At 68.3% G+C, this 18,783-nt stretch carries 19 protein-coding genes; 6 read left to right on the top strand and 13 right to left on the bottom strand.

The features are described 5' to 3' along the window. Positions 1–83 precede the first annotated feature (83 nt). From AC07RM_RS04485 to AC07RM_RS04470, 4 genes are all read left to right on the top strand, one after another. Positions 84–827 carry an NAD-dependent epimerase/dehydratase family protein gene (locus AC07RM_RS04485; RefSeq protein WP_495333323.1) on the top strand — a complete coding sequence of 248 codons (744 nt, stop codon included), beginning with the start codon at positions 84–86 and terminating at the stop codon, positions 825–827. After that, entirely contained in the window at positions 824–1,360 is a 537-nt protein-coding gene (locus tag AC07RM_RS04480) for a cupin domain-containing protein (RefSeq protein ID WP_495333322.1), read from the top strand. The genes AC07RM_RS04485 and AC07RM_RS04480 overlap by 4 nt, the downstream gene beginning before the upstream one ends. A gap of 86 nt (positions 1,361–1,446) precedes the next feature. Continuing rightward, a complete protein-coding gene (locus tag AC07RM_RS04475) occupies positions 1,447–1,776 on the top strand; it encodes a type II toxin-antitoxin system RelE/ParE family toxin (RefSeq protein WP_490875689.1) in 330 nt (109 codons plus the stop codon). Next, entirely contained in the window at positions 1,773–2,099 is a 327-nt protein-coding gene (locus AC07RM_RS04470) for a helix-turn-helix domain-containing protein (RefSeq protein ID WP_495333320.1), read from the top strand. The genes AC07RM_RS04475 and AC07RM_RS04470 overlap by 4 nt, the downstream gene beginning before the upstream one ends. Before the next feature lie 25 nt (positions 2,100–2,124). Here AC07RM_RS04470 and AC07RM_RS04465 read toward each other — a convergent pair whose 3' ends face one another. Continuing rightward, the gene (locus AC07RM_RS04465) at positions 2,125–2,682 is read right to left on the bottom strand and encodes a DUF308 domain-containing protein (protein ID WP_431514546.1); all 558 of its coding nucleotides are present in this window, start codon (positions 2,680–2,682) and stop codon (positions 2,125–2,127) included. A gap of 123 nt (positions 2,683–2,805) precedes the next feature. Between AC07RM_RS04465 and AC07RM_RS04460 the strand changes: the two genes are divergently transcribed. Continuing rightward, entirely contained in the window at positions 2,806–4,281 is a 1,476-nt protein-coding gene (locus AC07RM_RS04460) for an HD domain-containing phosphohydrolase (protein WP_495333318.1), read from the top strand. A 16-nt stretch (positions 4,282–4,297) separates the two neighbouring features. Here the strand turns inward: AC07RM_RS04460 and AC07RM_RS04455 are convergent, their stop codons facing one another. The 9 genes from AC07RM_RS04455 to hydA all read right to left on the bottom strand — a co-directional run bounded on the left by AC07RM_RS04455 (position 4,298) and on the right by hydA (position 14,128). Further along, positions 4,298–5,059, bottom strand: coding sequence for an SDR family NAD(P)-dependent oxidoreductase (locus AC07RM_RS04455; protein ID WP_495333316.1), 762 nt, complete (start codon positions 5,057–5,059; stop codon positions 4,298–4,300). Further along, positions 5,056–5,976 (bottom strand): allantoinase PuuE, encoded by a 921-nt coding sequence (locus AC07RM_RS04450; RefSeq protein ID WP_495333314.1) that lies wholly within the window; start codon positions 5,974–5,976, stop codon positions 5,056–5,058. Before AC07RM_RS04450 ends, AC07RM_RS04455 begins: the two co-directional genes overlap by 4 nt. 2 nt (positions 5,977–5,978) lie before the next feature. After that, positions 5,979–6,464, bottom strand: coding sequence for an ureidoglycolate lyase (locus AC07RM_RS04445; RefSeq protein WP_495333312.1), 486 nt, complete (start codon positions 6,462–6,464; stop codon positions 5,979–5,981). Continuing rightward, on the bottom strand, positions 6,461–7,402 hold the full coding sequence (locus AC07RM_RS04440) for an NAD-dependent epimerase/dehydratase family protein (RefSeq protein WP_495333310.1): 942 nt from the start codon (positions 7,400–7,402) through the stop codon (positions 6,461–6,463). The genes AC07RM_RS04445 and AC07RM_RS04440 overlap by 4 nt, the downstream gene beginning before the upstream one ends. Beyond that, positions 7,399–9,063 carry an ATP-binding cassette domain-containing protein gene (locus AC07RM_RS04435; RefSeq protein WP_495333308.1) on the bottom strand — a complete coding sequence of 555 codons (1,665 nt, stop codon included), beginning with the start codon at positions 9,061–9,063 and terminating at the stop codon, positions 7,399–7,401. Before AC07RM_RS04435 ends, AC07RM_RS04440 begins: the two co-directional genes overlap by 4 nt. Then, positions 9,060–9,905: an ABC transporter permease gene (locus AC07RM_RS04430; protein ID WP_495333306.1), complete on the bottom strand. Its 846-nt coding sequence runs from the start codon at positions 9,903–9,905 to the stop codon at positions 9,060–9,062. The genes AC07RM_RS04435 and AC07RM_RS04430 overlap by 4 nt, the downstream gene beginning before the upstream one ends. After that, positions 9,902–10,942, bottom strand: a complete 1,041-nt coding sequence (locus AC07RM_RS04425; protein ID WP_203206714.1) for an ABC transporter permease — start codon at positions 10,940–10,942, stop codon at positions 9,902–9,904. The genes AC07RM_RS04430 and AC07RM_RS04425 overlap by 4 nt, the downstream gene beginning before the upstream one ends. Before the next feature lie 73 nt (positions 10,943–11,015). Further along, entirely contained in the window at positions 11,016–12,632 is a 1,617-nt protein-coding gene (locus AC07RM_RS04420; protein WP_495333304.1) for an ABC transporter substrate-binding protein, read from the bottom strand. A gap of 62 nt (positions 12,633–12,694) precedes the next feature. Continuing rightward, entirely contained in the window at positions 12,695–14,128 is a 1,434-nt protein-coding gene (gene hydA / locus AC07RM_RS04415; protein ID WP_495333302.1) for a dihydropyrimidinase, read from the bottom strand. A 353-nt stretch (positions 14,129–14,481) separates the two neighbouring features. Between hydA and AC07RM_RS04410 the strand changes: the two genes are divergently transcribed. Continuing rightward, positions 14,482–15,189 carry a GntR family transcriptional regulator gene (locus AC07RM_RS04410; protein WP_093346649.1) on the top strand — a complete coding sequence of 236 codons (708 nt, stop codon included), beginning with the start codon at positions 14,482–14,484 and terminating at the stop codon, positions 15,187–15,189. Positions 15,190–15,214: 25 nt separating this feature from the next. Here the strand turns inward: AC07RM_RS04410 and AC07RM_RS04405 are convergent, their stop codons facing one another. The 3 genes from AC07RM_RS04405 to AC07RM_RS04395 form a co-directional block, all read right to left on the bottom strand. Further along, positions 15,215–16,429, bottom strand: a complete 1,215-nt coding sequence (locus AC07RM_RS04405; RefSeq protein WP_495333300.1) for a GAF domain-containing sensor histidine kinase — start codon at positions 16,427–16,429, stop codon at positions 15,215–15,217. A gap of 181 nt (positions 16,430–16,610) precedes the next feature. Beyond that, positions 16,611–17,675, bottom strand: a complete 1,065-nt coding sequence (locus AC07RM_RS04400; protein ID WP_495333298.1) for a serine hydrolase domain-containing protein — start codon at positions 17,673–17,675, stop codon at positions 16,611–16,613. Then, positions 17,676–18,767, bottom strand: a complete 1,092-nt coding sequence (locus AC07RM_RS04395) for an extracellular catalytic domain type 1 short-chain-length polyhydroxyalkanoate depolymerase (protein ID WP_495333296.1) — start codon at positions 18,765–18,767, stop codon at positions 17,676–17,678. Positions 18,768–18,783 lie beyond the last annotated feature (16 nt).

Raw genomic sequence — 18,783 nt, 5'->3', positions numbered from 1 at the left:
ACCGATTCTTGGCACTGTGCGCCGGACCATCGGCTGCCTAAGCTGGAGGCTCCAAAGCATCCGCATCCGAGAGAAAGAACGCCATGAACGAAAGAATTTTCCTGGCCGGCGCCACCGGCGCCATCGGCTCGGCCCTGATCCCGCTGCTGCGCGAGGCCGGCTACGAAGTGCACGGCAGCACCCGCCAGCCCGAGCGCGCCGCGGCGCTCGAGGCCCAGGGCGTGAAGCCGGTGCTGGTCGACGTGTTCGATGCGCAAGCGCTGAAAGCCGCGCTGGTGCGCATCGCGCCGCACGGCGTGATCCACCAGCTCACCGATCTGCCGCGCGGCCTCGATCCCGCGCGCATGGCCGAGGCCACGGCGCGCAACGCCCGCGTGCGCACCGAGGGCACGCGCAACCTGGTCGAGGCCGCGCGCGCCGCGGGCGCGGTGCGCATGGTGGCCCAGAGCATCGCCTGGGCCTACGCGCCGGGCCCCAAGCCGCATGCGGAAGCGCAGCCGCTCGACACCGAGGCCGAAGGCGCGCGCCGCGTCAGCGTGGGCGGCGTGGTGGCGCTCGAGCAGGCCGTGCTTCACGCACCCGGCATCACCGGCACCGTGCTGCGCTACGGCCAGCTCTACGGCCCGGGCACCGGCGCCGACGAGCCCAAGGGCGCGAGCCCCGTGCATGTCGAAGCCGCCGCCTGGGCCGCGCTGCTGGCCTGGCGCCATTCGGCCGGTGGCGTCTTCAACGTCACCGAGGACAACCCCGAGGTCGACAGCGGCAAGGCGCGGCGGCTGCTGGGCTGGACCCCGTCGATGCGCCTGGGCGCGGAGGCACGGTCGTGAGCATCGCGGCCCGCCTATCGTCGCGCGCGCCGCGGCATGCGGTCGCGCTGTCGCTAGCGGGGCTCGCCCTCGGTGCGGCCGCATGGGCCCTGGTGCCGCATGCGGGCAGGCAGGCCACCGTCGCATGGCTCGACGACCTCTGCAGCAGCGTGACGCGCCCGATGTTCGCCTCGGCACCCGCGCCCGAGGGCAGCGCCGCGCGGCCGCAGACGACCGTGCGGCCGCTGTCGTGCGAGCCGCTGCCGAACGTGCCGGGCAAGTCCATCACCACCGCCCTGGTCGAGTTCCCGCCGCTGGCCTACACGCCCGCGCACCGGCACCCGGGCTCGGTGCAGGCCGTGGTGGTCAGCGGCACCGTGCGCTCGCAGATGGCGGGCGGTCCCGCGGTCGACTACCAGGCCGGCCAGACCTGGTTCGAGCCGCCGCGCGCGCTGCACCTGTTCGCGGAGAACCCCGATCCGGTGAAGCCGGCGTCGCTGATCGCGACCTTCATCGCGGATTCGGATTGCGGGCCGTTGGTGTTGCCGCCTTGAGCGGCCAGCTTTTCCAGAGAAGATTCCGCGCGGGAGCGTGCAGAACTGCACTGGAGGATTTAATATAAAATTTTGTATAAATGGGCATGAAGCCCATCGAGTTCCGAGGCACTTCCTTGAACGATCTACGCAGCTTTCCCGAGCTTGCTCGGAGCGAGGCCGGCTACCAGTTGCACCTCGTGCAGAACGGCCTGGCGCCGGTCGATGCCAAGGCGGTGCCCAGCATCGGCGCAGGCGTGGTGGAGTTGAGGATCTGGGATGAAGCGGGAACCTTCCGCGTGATGTACGTGGCTCGGCTGGCCGATGCTGTCTATGTGCTGCACTGCTTCCAGAAGAAGACCCAGCAAACTGCGAAACGCGACATCGAACTGACCAGAAAGCGCTTGAAAGACCTAGTGAAGGACCTTGCATCATGACCGGAGCCCGGCGTTTCGACAGCGTCTTCGACGCCATTGCAGGCACGCCCCAGGAGGCAGCCAGCATGCGCGCGCGTGCCGATCTGATGATGAGCCTGGCCGAAGTCATTCGGCAGCAGGGCATGACGCAAACCGAGGCGGCGCAGCTGTTCGGCGTGACGCAGCCGCGCATCTCCGACCTGGTTCGGGGAAGGATCAGCCTGTTCTCCCTGGACACCCTGATGGACATGGCCGCCACCGCCGGCATGGCGCCGGTGGTGAAGCTGTCCAGACCGAAGGGCCTGGCGCAAGCTCGCCGCCGCAAGGCGGCCGAGGCTGCATAGCGCGGCGCGTCGTCGTACCGACGTTTCAGCGCCTGCGCTCCCGCACCAGAATCACCACCCCCGAAATCAGAAAGTACACCGCCCCCACCGCCGCATACCCCGCCAGCGTCTGCGGAATCGGCGCATCGGTGCCCTGCCGCGAGATGAAGAGCCCGCCGGCCAGCGCGGACTGCGCGCCGCTGAGCATCATCACCCACTGGCCGCGTTCGGCCTTGCGGCGGCGGAGGGCCGTGGCCAGCTGCAGCAGGCCCGACACGATGGCCCAGACGCCAAAGATCAATAGCACGACCTGCCAGCCGGCCACGAGCGAGGCCGCGACTGCGAGCGCGACCAGGGTGCTCATCCAGAGGTTGAGCATCTGCGTGGGATTGGCCTGCGCGCCGCCGCTCATCCGGGCGTCCCACAGGTTCGCGAAGGCGTCCCAGGCGGGGTAGACGATCAGCAGCACGGTGGCCAGCGCGGGCGACTGCTTCGCGACGGTGAAGGCCAGCGCGACCCAGGCGAAGGAGAAGGCGGCGCGGGTGAAATAGAGCTTGCGCAGCCAGGCGGCGCGCGGGGATGGGTTTTGCAGGATGTCGGACATGAGGAAGAGGCGGTGGAGGCCGCGAGTGAGAGGGGCCGCCCGTCGAGCGGTGGATGCCACGATTCTTCCGAGCCACCCCGGCGGCCGGTATCGGTCGAATGACCGACACGCGCAAAATGGGCCATGTCCGACGACACGACCATCCCCGTTTTCGACGCCGTCCGCGCGCTGGCCTTCATCGGCGACCTGAGCATGGGCCAGCCGATCGACCATTCGCTGCGCACGGCCTGGCTCGCGGGCCGGATCGCCGCGCAGGCCGGCTGCACCGCGCCGCAGATCGAGGCGGCGCGCCATGCCGCGCTGCTGCGCTGGTCGGGCTGCACGGCCAATGCACAGGAGTTCGCCGATTTCCTCGACGACGACGTCGAGGGCCGGCGGGCCCTGCTCGCATCGTCGGCACCGCGCATGCGCCAGCCCCACGACAGCGCGCCGGTGCCCGGCGCCGTGCTCGCCATGGCCGAGATCCACTGCGAGATCGCGGGCGACATCGCCCACACGCTGGGGCTGAGCCACGACACCGAAGCCACGCTGCGCGCCGTGTTCGAGGCCTACGACGGCAGCGGCGTGCCGGGCCTGCTGCGCGGCGAGGCGGTGCCGTTCTCGACCTACGTGGTGGCATTGGCCAGCGACCTCGAGATCTTCGGCCGCCTCTACGGCATCGAGCAAGCGCTCGCGTTGGTGCGCGGCCGTGCCGACAGCCTCTATCCGGCCGCGCTGCTCGACGCCAGCGCGGCCGATCTCGCGGCCTGGATGCAGGCGCTCGATGCGCCCGCCGCGCCATGGGCCGAGGCGGCGGAACAGCCGGCCTCGATGCGCCGGCCCATGGGGCTGGAACTGGTCGGCGATGTGATCGACCTCAAGCTGCCGTGGATGACGGGCTACTCGCGCCGCGTGGCCGTCCTGGCGCGCGACTGCGGGGCGCGCATGGGGCTGGACGAAGCCGGCTGCGGCCGCGCCTACAAGGCAGGGCTGATCCACGGCATCGGACGCGCCTCGGTGCCCAATGCGATCTGGAACGCGCCCGGGCCGCTGCAGGCCTCGGCGCTGGAGCGCGTGCGACTCGTGCCGTACTGGACCTCGCGCGCCGCCGGGCAGATCGACGGCCTCGCGGCCGAGGCGGAGATCGCGTCCTTCGCCTTCGAGCGGCGCGATGGCTCGGGCCATTTCCGTGGCCGCTCGGGTGCGGCCATGCCGCTCGAAGGGCAGGTCGTCGCCGCGGCCGAACAGTGGTGGTCGCATTGCACGCGCCGGCCGTGGCGCGAGGCGCTGACGCGGGAACAGGCGGCCGAGCGCATGAAGGAAGACGCCGCGGCCGGCCGCTTCGACACGGCGGTGGTCGAGGCGCTGTGCGCCAGCACGCTGCCGGGCGCGGTGCCGCCGAAGCCCGCGGCGCCGGCGCAGGACGATGCATCGCTGTCCCAGCGCGAGCTCGAGGTGCTGCGCTGCATCAGCCAGGGCGACAACACGAAGGAGGTGGCGCGCGCGCTGGGTATCAGTCCCAGCACGGTGCGCACGCACGTGGAGCGCGTGTTCCAGAAGCTCGGGTGCACGACGCGCGCGGCCGCGACGCTGAAGGCGGCGACGCGGGGGCTGATCTAAGGCTGTTGACGGAGCCTCAGAGCATGACGTCGCCCCCGTTCGGCGACAGGGTCTGCCCCACGTAGAACGCGCCCGCTTCCGAAGCCAGCAGCAGCGCGGTCGGCGCGATCTCGCCCACCTCGCCGAACCGTCCGACCGGCAGCTGGCTCTTCTTGAACGCCAGCCATTGCTCGCTGTGATTGCGCAACAGATCGGTGTCCACGGGACCCGGCGCGATGGCATTGACCAGCACGCCGCGCGGGGCGCCCTCATAGGCCAGCGCACGCGTGAATCCGACAACGCCGGCCTTGGCCGCGCAGTAGTGCGCGAGGCCGGGCGCGCCCTTGTAGGCGAGCTGGGAGGCGACATTGATCACGCGTCCCCATTGGCGCGAGGTCATGCCCGCGAAGAAGGCCCGCGTCACCAGCATCGTGCCGCGCAGGTTCACGCCGACGGTCAGGTCCCAGTCGCGCTCGTCGGTCGATTCGAAGGGCCGGTCGCCGCCGCCGACGCCCGCGGAATTGACGACGATGTCGACCTGCCCGAGCCGCTGCGTGGCCCATTCGGCGAACCGGTCGACGGCAGCGGGGCTGGAGACATCGCATTCGGTGCAATGGAGCGTGTGTCCCCTGGCAGCCATCCGCTCGCGCAGCAGGCTGGCATTGGCCTCGTCGCCCAGATGGCAGATGGCGACCTCGGCACCATGTTCGAGGAACAGCTCGGCGATGGCGCCGCCGATGCCGCGGCTGCCGCCGGTGACGACGGCCTTGCGGCCGGAAAGATCGAACGGGCTCTTCACGATTCGGCTCCCTGGGTTGCAGGCGCCGGATGCACGTGCCGCCAGTGCCGGGCGATGTCGATGCGCCGCGTCACCCAGACGTCGGGGAACTGGCGGATGTAGTCGAGGAATCGCTCCAGCGCAGCGGCGCGCGCGGGATGGCCGACGAGCCTCATGTGCAGGCCGACGGACATCATCTTGGGCTGGGTCCGGCCTTCCTTGTAGAGCATGTCGAAGGCATCCTTGAGGAAGCCGTACCAGTCGTTGCCGGTGCTGACGCCGGCTGCGAACTGGCCGTCGTTGTTGGTCAGCGAGTAGGGGACCACCAGGTGCGGTTGGCCGTCGACCCGCGTCCAGAACGGCAGCTCGTCGCCGTAGTAATCCGAGTCGTAGAGAAAGCCGCCCTCCTCGACCAGAAGCTGGCGCGTATGGACGCTCGGTGCGTAGCGGCAGTACCAGCCCTGCGGGCGCTCGCCGATCGAATGGGTCAGCGATTCGACGGCGCGACGGATGTGCTCGCGCTCCTCGTCCTGCGACAACCGATAGTGCTGGATCCAGCGCCATCCATGCGAGCACACGTCGAAACCCGACGCCTTGATGGCATCGCAGGCCTCGGGGTTGCGTTCGAGCGCCAGCGCGCAACCGAAGATCGTGGCGGGCAGCGAACGCTCCTGCAGGAGCCGCATGACCCGCCAGAAACCCACCCGGCTCCCATACTCGAAGAGCCCCTCGGCGGCGAGGTCTCGCCCCTCGAGGTTGGCCAGGCCGTGGCTTTCGGTGAACCAGGTCTCGGTGAGGCCTTCTCCGTCGTGGACGGAGGGCTCGGACCCTTCCTCGTAATTGAGGACGAAGTTGAGAGCGAGCCGGGCGCCGCCTGGCCACTTCGGATCGGGAGGATTGCGGCCGTAGCCGACGAAGTCTCTTTGAAGGTGGGTCACGATCAAGCTTCTTTCAGGATCTTGGACAAATCGATGGTCGTCGGCTCGACGTCGACGAAGGTCTCGTCGCCTTCGGTCCCGTCGCGCCACATGAAGATGGCATGCGTCGATCGCCTGTCGAGCACATGCAGGCCGAGGTGCCAGACGCCGGGACGGAAGGTGATGCCCTGCGACGGGCCGGCGATGAAGGCGAGCGCCTGCTGCATGTCGGGGCGGCCGAGCGCGTCGGGCGCCACGACCACCAGCCAGCGGCCGGCGCTCATGGGAATGAACGACTGGGACGAGTGCGGGTGGCATTCGAGGCTGCTGAATGCGAGCACGTTCTCGCGCACCGGATCGTTGGTGACCAGGGACAGCGAAGCGCTCGCGTGCGATCGACGCGAGGCCAGTTCCGCGTCGAAATAGTCCCGCCGCGGCAGGGCAGGTGCCTCGATGACGCGCCCGAAAGGCGCGAACCCGGCTTGGGAAAGGGCGCGCGGCTCGATCATGGCCGGCCACTCCGGCGTGCCTCGATCCACTCGGCGTACGAGCGGATGCCTTGTTCGAGCGAGACCCGGGGCTCGTAGCCGAGGTCGCACCGTGCCGCCTCGATGCTGAACTGTTCCTGGAACTCGTCCACCGGGTCCGGCCCGGGCTGCAACACGATGTCGGCTTTCGGAAAGACAAGGCGCACCAGCTGCGCGAGCTCACCCAGCGTCACGCGCGTGTTGCCCGTGACGTTGTAGGTCGTCCTGGGCAGGGATTCGGCATCCAGCGCCTCCAGCAGGCCGTCCACGGCGTCGTCGACATGGATGAACTGCCGGGGAAAGTCCGAGCCGAACGCCATGCGCGTGGGCCGCGCGGCGAGCGCGTCCTCGATCATGGTGCGGACCACGCAGTCCGTCGTCCGTCCGGGTCCGTACACCCACGAGAGGCGGACGCTCGCCGCCGACAGGCCGTACTGCTGCGCATAGGACGTCGTGATGTATTCGGACGCGACCTTGCTCGCGCCATACAGGCTCGCGGGTCGTAGCAGGCAATCCTCCGTGACCGGCGCCGCCGATCGAACGACGCCATAGGCGCTGGTCGACGAGCAGTAGACGAAGCGCCGGGCCTCGTGAACGCGCGCCAGCTCGAGCATGTTGGCCGTGCCGACGATGTTCACCTGCACCATCGCGTGCGGCGTATCGCGGGCCACCATAGGCCCGGAGAACGCCCCGCAATGAACGACCGAATCGATCCCCTCCCGCGTGAGCGCGTACATGCGGTGCACGTCGCCGAGATCGCAGCCGACGATCTCGATGCCGTCCTCGGTGACGGACGCGGTTCGGTCCAGCGCGATGAAGGCGCGTTGCCGGTCGGCCAGTCGGCGCGCGAGCTTGCGGCCGACCAGGCCCGCGGCGCCGGTGACCAGCACCGGCTTGGTGGTTGTTCGATCGAATGTCATGAGGCCTCGGCAGTCTCCAGGGTCAGGGTCGCAACCGGCTCCTTCGCCTCGATGGGAAGCTCGGCCTCCAGCAGCTTGCGCGTGTAGGCCTCCTTGGGGTGCGAGAAGATCTGTTCGGTCGGGCCTTGCTCGACGATCTTCCCGTGGCGCATCACGGCGACGTAGTGGGCCAGCGAGCGCACGGAGTTCAGGTCATGCGTGATGAACAGCGCGGACAGTCCCATGCGCTTTTGCAGGTCGCGCACCAGGTCGATGATCTGGGCGCGCACGCGAATGTCCAGCGCGGTCGTTGGTTCGTCGAAGATGACGAAATCGGGCCGCACGGCCAGTGCGCGTGCGATGCCGACGCGCTTCTGCTCGCCGGCCGTCAGTTCGTGCGGGTAGGCGTTCGCCTTCGCACTGGCGATGCCGACCAGGTCGAGCAACTCCATCACGCGGGCGTCGCGCTCGGTTCGCGACAAGGCCTCCCCGAGCTTCAGCGGCTCCGCCACCAGCTCGCGCACGCGCCATCGCGGGTTCAAGGCGACGTAGGGCTCCTGGAACACCATCTGCATGCGCCGGCGCACCGTTCTGAACGCCTTGTCCGAGAGCGCCAGCGTTTCCTGGCCGTCGAAGCGGATCGAGCCGGCGTCGGATGCCAGCAGCCTGACGAGGCATTGGCCCATCGTCGTCTTGCCGGAGCCGCTCTCGCCCACGAGGGCAAGGGTCTCGCCGCGGGCGATGGTCAGCGACACATGGTCGACGGCGCGCACCACGTCGGAGGAACCATCGACATGGAAGGTCTTGACCAGGTTCGTGACCTCGAGCAGCGGCTGCCCGCCCGGTAGGCCCGCGCTCGCGGAAGCGTCCGGGACCATCGGAAGCGGACGCACCTTGGCCGCTTCGAGCAGTTCGCGGCTGTAAGGATGCCGCGGACCCTGCGTGAGGAACGAGTGAACGCTCTCGAGTTCGAGCAGCTCGCCGGACTTCATGATGCCCACGCGGTCGCAGTACGCGGCGACCATGCCCAGGTCATGGGTGATGAGCACCACGGCGAGACCGAGCTCGCGGCCCTTCTGGACCAGCAGGTCGAGCACCTGCAGCTGGATCGTGGCATCCAGCCCCAGGGTGGCGTCGTCCGCGAGCAGGACCTTGGGTTGCGCGATCAGTGCCATCGCGATGACGACCCGCTGCGCCATGCCGCCGGACAGCTCATGCGGGTAGGCATGGGCGCGGCGCTCCGGATTGACGATGCCGACCTGCTCGAACAGGGCGATGGCCTCGCGCCAGGCTTGCGCCTTGTCGATGCCGCGGTGGGCGCGAAGCACGCGGGCGATCTGCTCTCCCACCTTGACGACGGGGTCGAGCAGCGACTTCGCGTTCGTGCCTATCAGGGCGACTTCGCCACCGCGGAGTCCGCGCTTCTGGGTCTCCGTCATCTTCGAGACGGCCTGGCCGCGAACGAGGACCTCGCCGTCGAGGATGCGGCCGTCGCCCGGCAGCATGTCGATGATGGCGCGCGCCAGCAGCGACTTTCCCGCGCCCGTTTCTCCGACGATGCCGAGGATCTCTCCGGGCCGCAAGCTGAAGCTCACGCCGCGCAGCGCGGGGGAGGCCTGTGCATCGGAGAAACCGACGCTGAGGTTGCGAACCTCGAGCAACGCGTCTGCGACCTGGTTCATGGAGCGCTCCTCGTTTGGGGATCGAACATCTGTTTGGCGGCATCGCCCAGCAGCGCGAATGTCAGCACGGAAAGGACGATGGCCAGGCCCGGGAAGAGCGCGACCCACCACACTCCGAGGATCATTTGCTGCGCGCCGTTGCTCACCATGAGCCCCCATTCGGGCGTGGGCATCCGCACGCCCGCGCCGACGAAGGACAGCCCGGCGGTCAGCAGGATCGCCATCCCGATGCTGATGGAGATCTGGACGATGGCCGGGGTCAGTGCGTTCGGCAGGATGTGCTGGAACATGATGGCGCCGTCGGTCGCGCCGCTGCAGCGCGCCGCGGCAATGAAGGGCCGGTCGCGCAGCGAAAGAACCTCGGCGCGGATCAGGCGCGCGAACACCGGCGTGAAGAGCACGGCCAGCACGATGGCGACGTTCCATATCTCCTGGCCCATGACCGAGACCAGCACCATCCCCAGCACGAAGACGGGAAAGGACTGGACGAAGTCGAAGATGCGCATCGCGAAGGAGCTCGCCCAGCCCTTGTAGTAGCCGATGGCCAGCCCGATCGGCACCCCGATGACGAAGGCGATGGCCACCGCGGTCACGCTGATGAGCAGGTTGATGCGCGTCGCGAAGATCACGCGCGAGAAGATGTCCATGCCGGACACGTCGGTGCCGAACAGGTGCGCGAAGGACGGCGACTTCAGTGCATTGATCGGGTCCGCATCGACCGGGGAATACGGGGCGATCCACGGGGCGAACACGATCGCGAGGAACTGCATGGCCAGCAGCGAGAGTCCGATGGCCAGGGTCAGCTTCGCGCCACGCCGGTGGGCGGCAGCCATGATCTTCATACTTCGATCCTCGGATCGGCAATGCCGTAGAGAACGTCCACCACGGTGTAGACGATCAGGATGAATGCGGCGGCGACGAGCACGAAGCCCTGGAGCGCCGGATAGTCGCTGTTCATGACCGCGGAGACGGCGTACTGCCCGAGACCGCCCCACGCGAAGATGGTTTCGACCAGGACGGCGGCTCCCAGCAGGAAGCCGAACAGGAAGCCGACCATCGTGATGATCGGCGGCAGGCTGTTGCGCAGTGCGCTCTTGATGAGCTGTCGCTCCGACAGGCCGCTCGCGCGCGCATGGCGGATGTATTCGCTGCGATAGTTGTCGGCGAACACGATCTGGGTCATCTTCATCAGCGCCCCGGCATTCACGATCGCCAGGGTCAGCACCGGCAGGCACAGGCGCCCCACGGCCGACGCGAAGGCCGCCGTGTCGCCGGCCAGCAGGGTGTCGATCGTCAGGAAGCCGGTGACCGCGGGCGGCGCCGACATGATGGCGTCGATGCGTCCGAACGGCGCGGGTGCGATGCCGGCGACGTAGAACAGAAAGTAGATCAGCAGCAGCCCGACCCAGAAGTCCGGCACGGCGCCCGCAGCCAGGCCATAGACCTTGCTGAAGCGGCTCACGAATCCCCGGGGCTTGACGACCGAGACGACCGCCAGCGACAGGCTCACGACGATGGTCAGCAGCATGGCGTAGGTGATCAGCTCGAGCGTGGCGGGCACGCGATCGAGCAGGTCCACCGCCACGGGATTGGCGGTGAACATGGACGTGCCCAGGTCGCCGTGCACCACGGTGGAGAGATAGCTCGTGAACTGCGACCACAGGCTGCCGTTCAGTCCCAGCCTTTCCCGCAGGTTGGCGATCTGCTCGGGCGTCGCCATGTTGCCGAGCATCAGCAGGGCCGGGTCGCCCGGCAGCAGCCGGATGAGCAGGAAGGTGGCCAGCAGCACGCCGAACATCTGCGGAATCAGAATGCTCAGCCTGGCCAGGACGATTCGAAGCGGTCGCGGTAGCGATCGCAGCGACGTGCGTAGCGTCATGTCTTTCCTTGTTGGGTGGCTCGCGTGTGCCAGGGCGCCCGCGCAAGCCGCGGATCGCCCGGCACGGCGGGGTTCACTTCTTCGAGAAGTCGGACCAGTTGTTGCTGTTCGGCGTGTACCAGCTGTAGCCCGTCACGCTGGCCCGCGTGGCGAGCTGGTAGCCCGGGTTCATGAGAAAGACCCACGGCGCCTGGTCCATCACGATCTGCTGCACGCGCTTCATCCCGGCCTCGCGCTTGGCTTCGTCGGTGCTCGACAGCCCTTCGTTGATCAGCTTGTCGACTTCCGCGTTCTTGAACTTGGGATAGTTGATCAGCGAGGCGCTGTTGAGCCACAGGTTGGCGACATAGGCGGCGTCCGGCACGATGGCCATGTCGCGGAAGAAATACATCGGGATGGTGCCCTTGGAGTAGCGCTCGACCAGCGTCGATGCGGGCAGCTTGACGAGCTCGGCCTCCACGCCGGCACGCGCGAAGGCGGTCTTCAGGATGACGGCGATCTCTTCCTCGATCTGGTCGCCGGTGCGGTAACCGAGTTGCGTCTTGAAGCCCGACGGCTGGCCCGCCTCCTTGAGCAGGGCCTTGGCCTTCTCGACGTCGAGCGTGTACTTGAAGTACTGGTCGGTGTAGGACGGATAGATCTCGGAGATCGGGCTCTTGGTCGGCCGGGCCTTGCCGTAGTACACGGCCTTCAGGATGTCCTCGCGAGGCACCAGGTAGTTCAGCGCCTGGCGGACCTTGGGGTTGTCGAACGGCGGCGTGGTGTTGTTCATCTCCACGCGGTGGATGTAGTTGCCGAAGACCTGCCAGACCTTCAGCTGGGGGTTCTTCTCCAGGGTGGCGAGTTCGCGCGGCGAGAGCCATTCGGCCACGTCGACCGCGCCGGCCTGCAGTGCCGCCAGCCGGTTGGCGGACGTGGGCATCTCGCGGAAGATCACTTTCTTGATCTGCGGCGCGCCACGGTAGTAGTTCGGGTTGGCCTCGTAGACCACCTCCTGGCCCGACTGGAACTTCGTGACCTGGTACGGCGCGAACGATGCCGAATGCGTCGCCAGCCAGCGCGATGCCCAGGCGTCGTCGGCGGTGGCGTTCTTCTTCGCCGCCGTCGCGTCCAGGATGCCGAGGTCGTTGTTGACCCAGAGGCGCTCGATGAGCGGAGAGGTCTTCGGCAACGTCACCTTGACCGACATGTCGTCGATCTTCTTGAACGCGTCCTCGTACTTGCTGATGCCGAGGATCTGGTTCATGTACCAGCGGAAGTTGGCGTTCTTGTTCCAGCCGCGCTCGAACGACCACATCACGTCGTCGGCGCGCAGCTCGTTGCCGGCCGCGCTCTTCACGCCCTTGCGCAGGAAGAAGGTGATGGAGGTCTTGTCCGCGGAGACCTCCCACCGTTCGGCGAGCGCACCGACGAGCTTGTCGAAGTTCTCGACCTTGACGCCGTCGACCGTCTTCGTGTCGTAGGCCAGCAGGCGCTCGTAGATGTTGCGCTTCGCTTCATGCGTCGCCTCGGTCGGCGGGTACTCCTGGTCCAGGGACTCGGGTGTCCGGGGACCGGCCACCACGAGGATCGATTTCGCATCCTGCGCGAACGCGGCGGGCACGAGGACCGCGCCGAGCAGCGATGCCGCGAAGAGAGCCCGGGCGGCAGGCCCTGCGAGCGATTGCACGACGTCGGTCTTGATGTTCATTGCTGGCTTTCCAAGTTTCTGAGGGTGGTTGAAATGAGAAGGGCGCATGGGGAGGCCGGGCTTCAGGCCGCAGCGAGATGAGCGGGCGGCAGGATCGAGGGGCGACCGGCGGCGATGAAGCGGCCCTGGTTCTTCGGGCCCACGCAGGAGCTGCCGTCCCACAGCACTTCGCCGCGCAGCAGCGTGAAGGCGGGCCAGGCGCCGAGCCGCATGCCTTCGTAGGGGGTGTAGTCGACCGCGTGGTGCAGCGCGCTGTTGCGGATGGTGAGCTCGCGCTCGTCCCAGATCACCAGGTCCGCATCGGCGCCGATGCAGATGGCGCCCTTGCGCGGATGGATCCCGTAGGTCTTCGCGGGGCCGGTGGCGGTGAGTTCAACGAACTTCTCGAGGCTGATGCGGCCCTTGAGCACGCCTTCGGAATAGAGCAGGGGCATGCGCGTCTCGAGCCCGGGAATGCCGTTGGGGATGTGGCGGAAGGCCACCTCTTCGCCGTTCGGGTGCTTGCCGCCGGGGCCATCGAACTTGAAGGGCGCGTGGTCGGAAGAGAACACGCTGAAGAGGCCGTCTCGCAGGCCGTTCCAGATGACCTCCTGGTTGGCCTTGTCGCGCGGCGGCGGGCTGCAGACGCACTTCGCGCCGTGATAGCTGTCGTCGATGCCCAGGTCTTCCGCGGTCAGGAACAGGTACTGCGGGCAGGTCTCGGCGAAGATGTTCAATCCATGGGCGCGGCCCCAGCGGATCTGCTCGATGGCTTCCCGGCCCGAGACATGAACGATGAGGATCGGCACGTCCACCAGTTCGGCGAGCGCGATGGCGCGGTGCGTCGCTTCGCGCTCCACCAGCATGGGGCGCGAGTGCGCATGAAAGCGCGGCGCGCTGCGGCCCATGGCCTCGAGCCGCTGGGTGAGCCATTCGATGCAGTCCGAGTTCTCGGCGTGCAGCATCGCGATCGCGCCATGGCGCTTCGCGACATCGAGCACGTCGAGGATCTGCCCGTCGTCGAGCTTCAGGTCGTCGTAGGTCATGTAGGCCTTGAACGAGGTGTAGCCCTCGCGGATCAACGCGGGCAGCTCGGCATTCAGCACCTCGGGCGTCGGATCGCTGACGATGAGGTGGAACGCATAGTCGACATGGGCGATGCCGTCCGCGCGCCGGTGGTAGTCCTCGACGGCGGCGCGCAGGCTGCCGCCTTTTTGCTGTGCCGCGAACGGGATGACGGTCGTGGTGCCGCCGCAGACGGCGGAAAGGGTCCCGGTGTCGAAGTCGTCGGCCATCCTGACCGGCGGCGGCGAGGGCTGGTCCAGGTGGCAATGGGCGTCGACGCCGCCGGGGGTGACGACGCGGCCCCGCGCGTCGATCTCGCGGCTGCCTCGCGGCAGGTCCAGCCCCAGCTGGACGATCCGGCCGTCCTTGATGCCGATGTCGGTGTCGAACACGTCCGAAGCCGTCGCCGCCCGGGCGTTGCGGATCACTAGATCAAAAAGGGATGCACTCACTTGGGTTCTCTCGCACCAAAAATGTTCAACAAAATGATCTTTCTTTGACTTCAGTGGATTGCTTTGAGTGTTTGCAAAACATATGCCACATTGTCTAAAAGATTGTTGACATAACTTTAGCCGGTCGATGGGCAACGAGAAGGGAGGGCAAACCCTCGAAGGAGAAGCGCAAGAATCTGGTGGCTCGTAGCGCCCGTGCCGGCGGTGCGGCTATCCTCATCGGGCCTTTCCGCAGAGGAGGCAAGGGTTGTCCGGGCGTCGAGCGAGGCGCCCACTGGAGCGCGGCCTCGGTGTTAGACTTTCTACAATCTTCTAAAAAATTGTTGGCACCTGAAGAACCGATGCCTGGAAACATGTCTACGCCTTCCACCGCCATCCCCGCGCCGCGCCGTGAGCGCGACAGCAGCGAAGAGATCTACGAAAAGATCTATGTTGCGATCCAGGAGCACCGGCTGCTGCCGGGGACCAAGCTGGCCGAAGAGCGCCTGGCCGAAATCTTCAAGGTGAGCCGGCCCCGCATCCGGGAGGTGCTGACCCGGTTTGCCTACGAGCAGATCGTCGAGCTCATCCCGAACAAGGGGGCGTTCGTCGCCCGGCCGACGATCGAGCAGGCGCGCGATGTGTTCGAGGCCCGCCGCGTCATCGAGCCGGCGATCATGCGGCGGCTGGCGCAACGGGCCACGCCGGAAGTGGTCGATGCCCTGCTCACGCATGTGGACCAGGAGATGGGCGCGCGCACGCGTGGCGACAAGCGGGCCGTCATCCGCCTGTCGGGCGAGTTCCACAACCTGTGCGCCGACCTGGCCGGCAACACGACGCTCGCGCGCACGCAGCGCGAGCTGTCGACGCTGACCTGCCTGATCATCCTGGTGTACGACGCGCCCCCGGCGGAAAGCTGCCGGGCCGACGAGCATTCACTGATCGTGGAGGCGATCAAGTCGAAGGACGCGGAGCGCGCCGCGCAGCTGATGCTGCATCACCTCGACCACATCGAGAAGAGCGTGAACCTCCATCAGGAGCCTGAAGAGGTCAACCTCGAGGACATCTTCGGGGCCAGCTAGTCCTGGCGCGCCGCCGCGCGGACGCCTAGGCGACGGCCGCGACCCCCGGCCGCACCGGAATGCGCGCCACGAAGCTCGTGCCGTGCTCCGCCGTCGAGGTCACCTGCAGCGTGCCGCCGTGCGACTTCACGATCAGCGAGCAGATGTGCAGCCCCAGGCCCAGCCCGCCATGGCCCCGGCTCTCGGCCGGTCGCCAATAGGGCTGGAAGATCTTCTGCAGGTTGCCGGGCGAAATGGGCTCGCCCTGGTTCTTCACGCTCAGCACGAACCAGCCGTCGCGCGTCCAGGCCGCCACGTCGATGGGGCTGTCGGGCGCGCCGTGCGAGACGGCGTTGCCCAGCAGGTTCGACAGCACCTGCTGCAGGCGGCCGCGGCTGCCGTGCACGATGTCGGTCACGTGGATGTCGGCGGCGATGGTGCGCGCGGGATGCGCGGCGCGCATCTCGGCCACCACGTCGTCGAGCGCGAGGCCCAGGTCGGGAATCTGCTCGCGCGCGACATCGAGGCCGCTGCCCATGCGCCCGCGCGCGAAGTCCATCACGTCCTCGATCAGCGAGGCCATCCGCTTCGTGGTGGCGCGGATGCGCAGCCCCGCGCGCGTGCTGTCGGGGTCGGCCGCGCGCCGGGCCAGCAGCTCGCCGATGGCGCTCAGCGAGGCCAGCGGATTGCGCAGGTCATGGCCGAGCACGGCGATGAACTGGTCGCGCAGCTCGGCGGTCGCCTCGGCATCGAACAGGGCAACCTCGGTCGCGCTCTGCCGGTCCTCGAGTTCCAGCGTGTGGCCGATCAGGTCGGCGAAGCCCTGGAACATCGCGATGGTGCGGGCGTTGTCCACGCCGTGCGGCGTCGGATCGATCGCGCAGAGGTTGCCGAAGTAGCTGCCGTCGCCCTTGACGATCGGCACCGAGATGTAGCTCTCGATGCCGTAGATGCGGGGCGTGTGGTGCGTGCGAAAGACCGGGTGCGTGCTCGCGTGGTCGAAGGCGATGGGCTGGCGCGCCGCGCGCGACTCGACGCACAGCGTGGTGTGGACCTCGAGCTGGCCGCCGGGCTTGAGGCCGAAGTTGATCCGGTCGAGCACGGCGCAGGCGGTCCAGCTGTCGCCGTCGACGCGCGCGACGGCGGCAAAGCCCATGCCCGTCTGTTCGCAGATCAGCCGCAGCATCGAGGGCACGGCGCTGATCCGGCCGATGGCTTCGACGTCGCGCCGGATGTGGTCGGCCAGTTCCAGGGATTCCATTCGGGGTCGTCCTGACTCGGGGTGACCGGACGCATCCGGTCTGTCGTTCGATGATCGACAGGGCCCGTACGTCAGGTCAAAGGCCCAGTCCGCGGCCATTGTCGAGCAAGAAACGGAATGCACCTATGGCAAAAGACACTGCGGCAGCGCGGCGTCCGCGCGCATGCCCCGGGGCGTCCCGTCAACCGGCCAGCGCCACCGCCTGGGCCACGAGTGCCATGATCGCCGTCGTCTGTGCCTGCAGCTCCCGGGGCCCGGGATCGGTGGCCGCGGTGGCGATGGCGAGCCGCAGCGCCGGTGCCACGAAGGCGAACTGGCCGCCATAGCCCCAGGCCCACGCGACCGGGGTGCCGTGAAGCTGCCCGGTGAACCACAGGTAGCCGTACGCGGTCGGCCCGATGGGCGGGATCGACCAGGCGCCCGGCGTGTGTGCATGCGTGCTGTCCTCGATCCAGCGCGACGGCACGACGACCTGGTCGTTCCATCGCCCGCCATCCGCCACCAGCCATGCCACCTTCGCGAGGTCGGCGGTGCGAAGGGACAGGCCCCGGTGCGCGAACGCGCGCCCGGTCCTGTCGCGCTGCCATGCGGAGTGCGCGATCCCCAGCGCGTCGAACAGATCGCGCTGGGCCAGCGCGGCCAGGCCCAGGCCCTGAACGCGCTCGAGGATCGGGCTCAGCAGCGCGATGGCGGCGTCGTTGTATGACCAATGGCCCGGTGGCTGGGCGTCGGCCTCGAGGCCCATCGCGTAGATCGCCGGGTCGGCGGCGATCGAGAGCGCGCGGGCCTGAAGCCGGTAGTCGTAGGCGAGTCCGGTCGTTCCCGAAAGAATCTGTCGCAGCGTCAGGCCATGGGCCGCGGCGTCGGGAAAGCGGGCGGCCAAGTCCGGCAGCAGCTCGGCCACGGTCTGTGACAGGTCGCTCTTCAACTTGCCCTGAGCCACGGCCTGGCCGACCAGCAGCGAGACGATGCTCTTGGTCGCCGAGTGGATGGGCAGCAGATCGTCGGGCCGGGTGCCCGCGTAGTGGCGCTCGCCGACGAGATGGCCGTTCCGGACCACGACCAGGGCTCGAAGCGCGGGCACCAGGCTTCCCGTTTCGAACAGGCGGTCGAGCGCGCCGGCTGCAAAGCCTTGCGTCTCGGGTCCTGCTTTCATCCAGGACGCAGCTGTCGCCGCTGCCGCCGGTATGCCGATGCCGGACGCCAGCGCCGATGCACCCAGCACGAAGGCGCGCCGCGAGCCCATTCAAGGCGCCCGCTGCGGCTCGCTGGCGAGCGTCGACCGATGGGCGAGGAAGAAGCGCAGCATCTCGCGGCTGGCATCGATGCCATCGGGTTGCGTATAGCTGCCCGCGGCGCTGCCGCCCGACCACGCATGGCCCGCGCCATGAAGCAGCCAGTGTTCGGCATCGCCTCGGCCCGGCGATGCGGGATGCACGGTGCGGGTGTAGCGCCGGCCCGCCGCGGAGCGGCCTTCGCTGACCGTACCGGGCATCGCGCCCGCGACGATCGCGCGGCCGTTGCCCGGATGCACCGTCGGGTCCGCGTCGCCGTGGAAGACGATGGTCGGCGGCGATCCCTTCGCCGCGCCGGCGCGTGCCTCGGGCGCCCCGGTGCGCATGACGTTCAACGCGCTCATCATGTCGTTCGCCGCGCCGTGCGGCAGCCCCGAATGCACGCCGACCGCGGCGTAGAGATCGGGATAGCAATGGCCCAGCACGTCGGCCATGGCACCGCCCGCCGAGAGGCCCGCCACGTAGACGCGCGAGCGGTCCGCCTGCTGTTGCGCGACGATGTGCTCGGTCAGCGCGGCGAGCAGCGCGGGTTCTCCGCGTCCGCGTTGCTGGTGCTGGGTCTTGAACCAGTTCCAGCACTTCTGGCCATGGGCGCGCTTCGCCTGCTCGGGGTAGAGCACGATGCAGCCGTTCTCGCGCGCATGCTCGTTCATGCGCGTGCCCGCCGCGAAGTCCGCCGCGCCTTGGGTGCAGCCGTGGAGCATCAGCACCAGGGGCGGGGCGGCCGCCGGCTGCGCCGAGGCCGATGCGGGCACGAAGAGCATGTAGTCGATGCTGCGGCCCTGGTGCGTGAAGCTGCCCGAGGTCCAGGCGTCGGCCGCTTCGGACCCGCGCGGCTCGGGCGTTGGATGCACCTCGACCACGCGCACCTGCGCTTCGATCACGTCGTCTTCCACCACCGCTTGAGACGTCGTGGTGGGCGCCTCGGCGGGCGACGTGTCGCCCCGCAAGGCGCGCTGAATGAGCTGCGTGGCATCCACGAGGCGGCCAGTGCGCGTGAGTTGGGCAGCGTCGCGCATCAGGCCCGAGAAAAGTGTGTTCATGGATGAGAGTCCGTTG

The sequence above is a fragment of the Variovorax sp. GW821-FHT09B05 genome (assembly GCF_059418265.1).
This window is presented reverse-complemented; position numbering and strand designations above follow the sequence as displayed.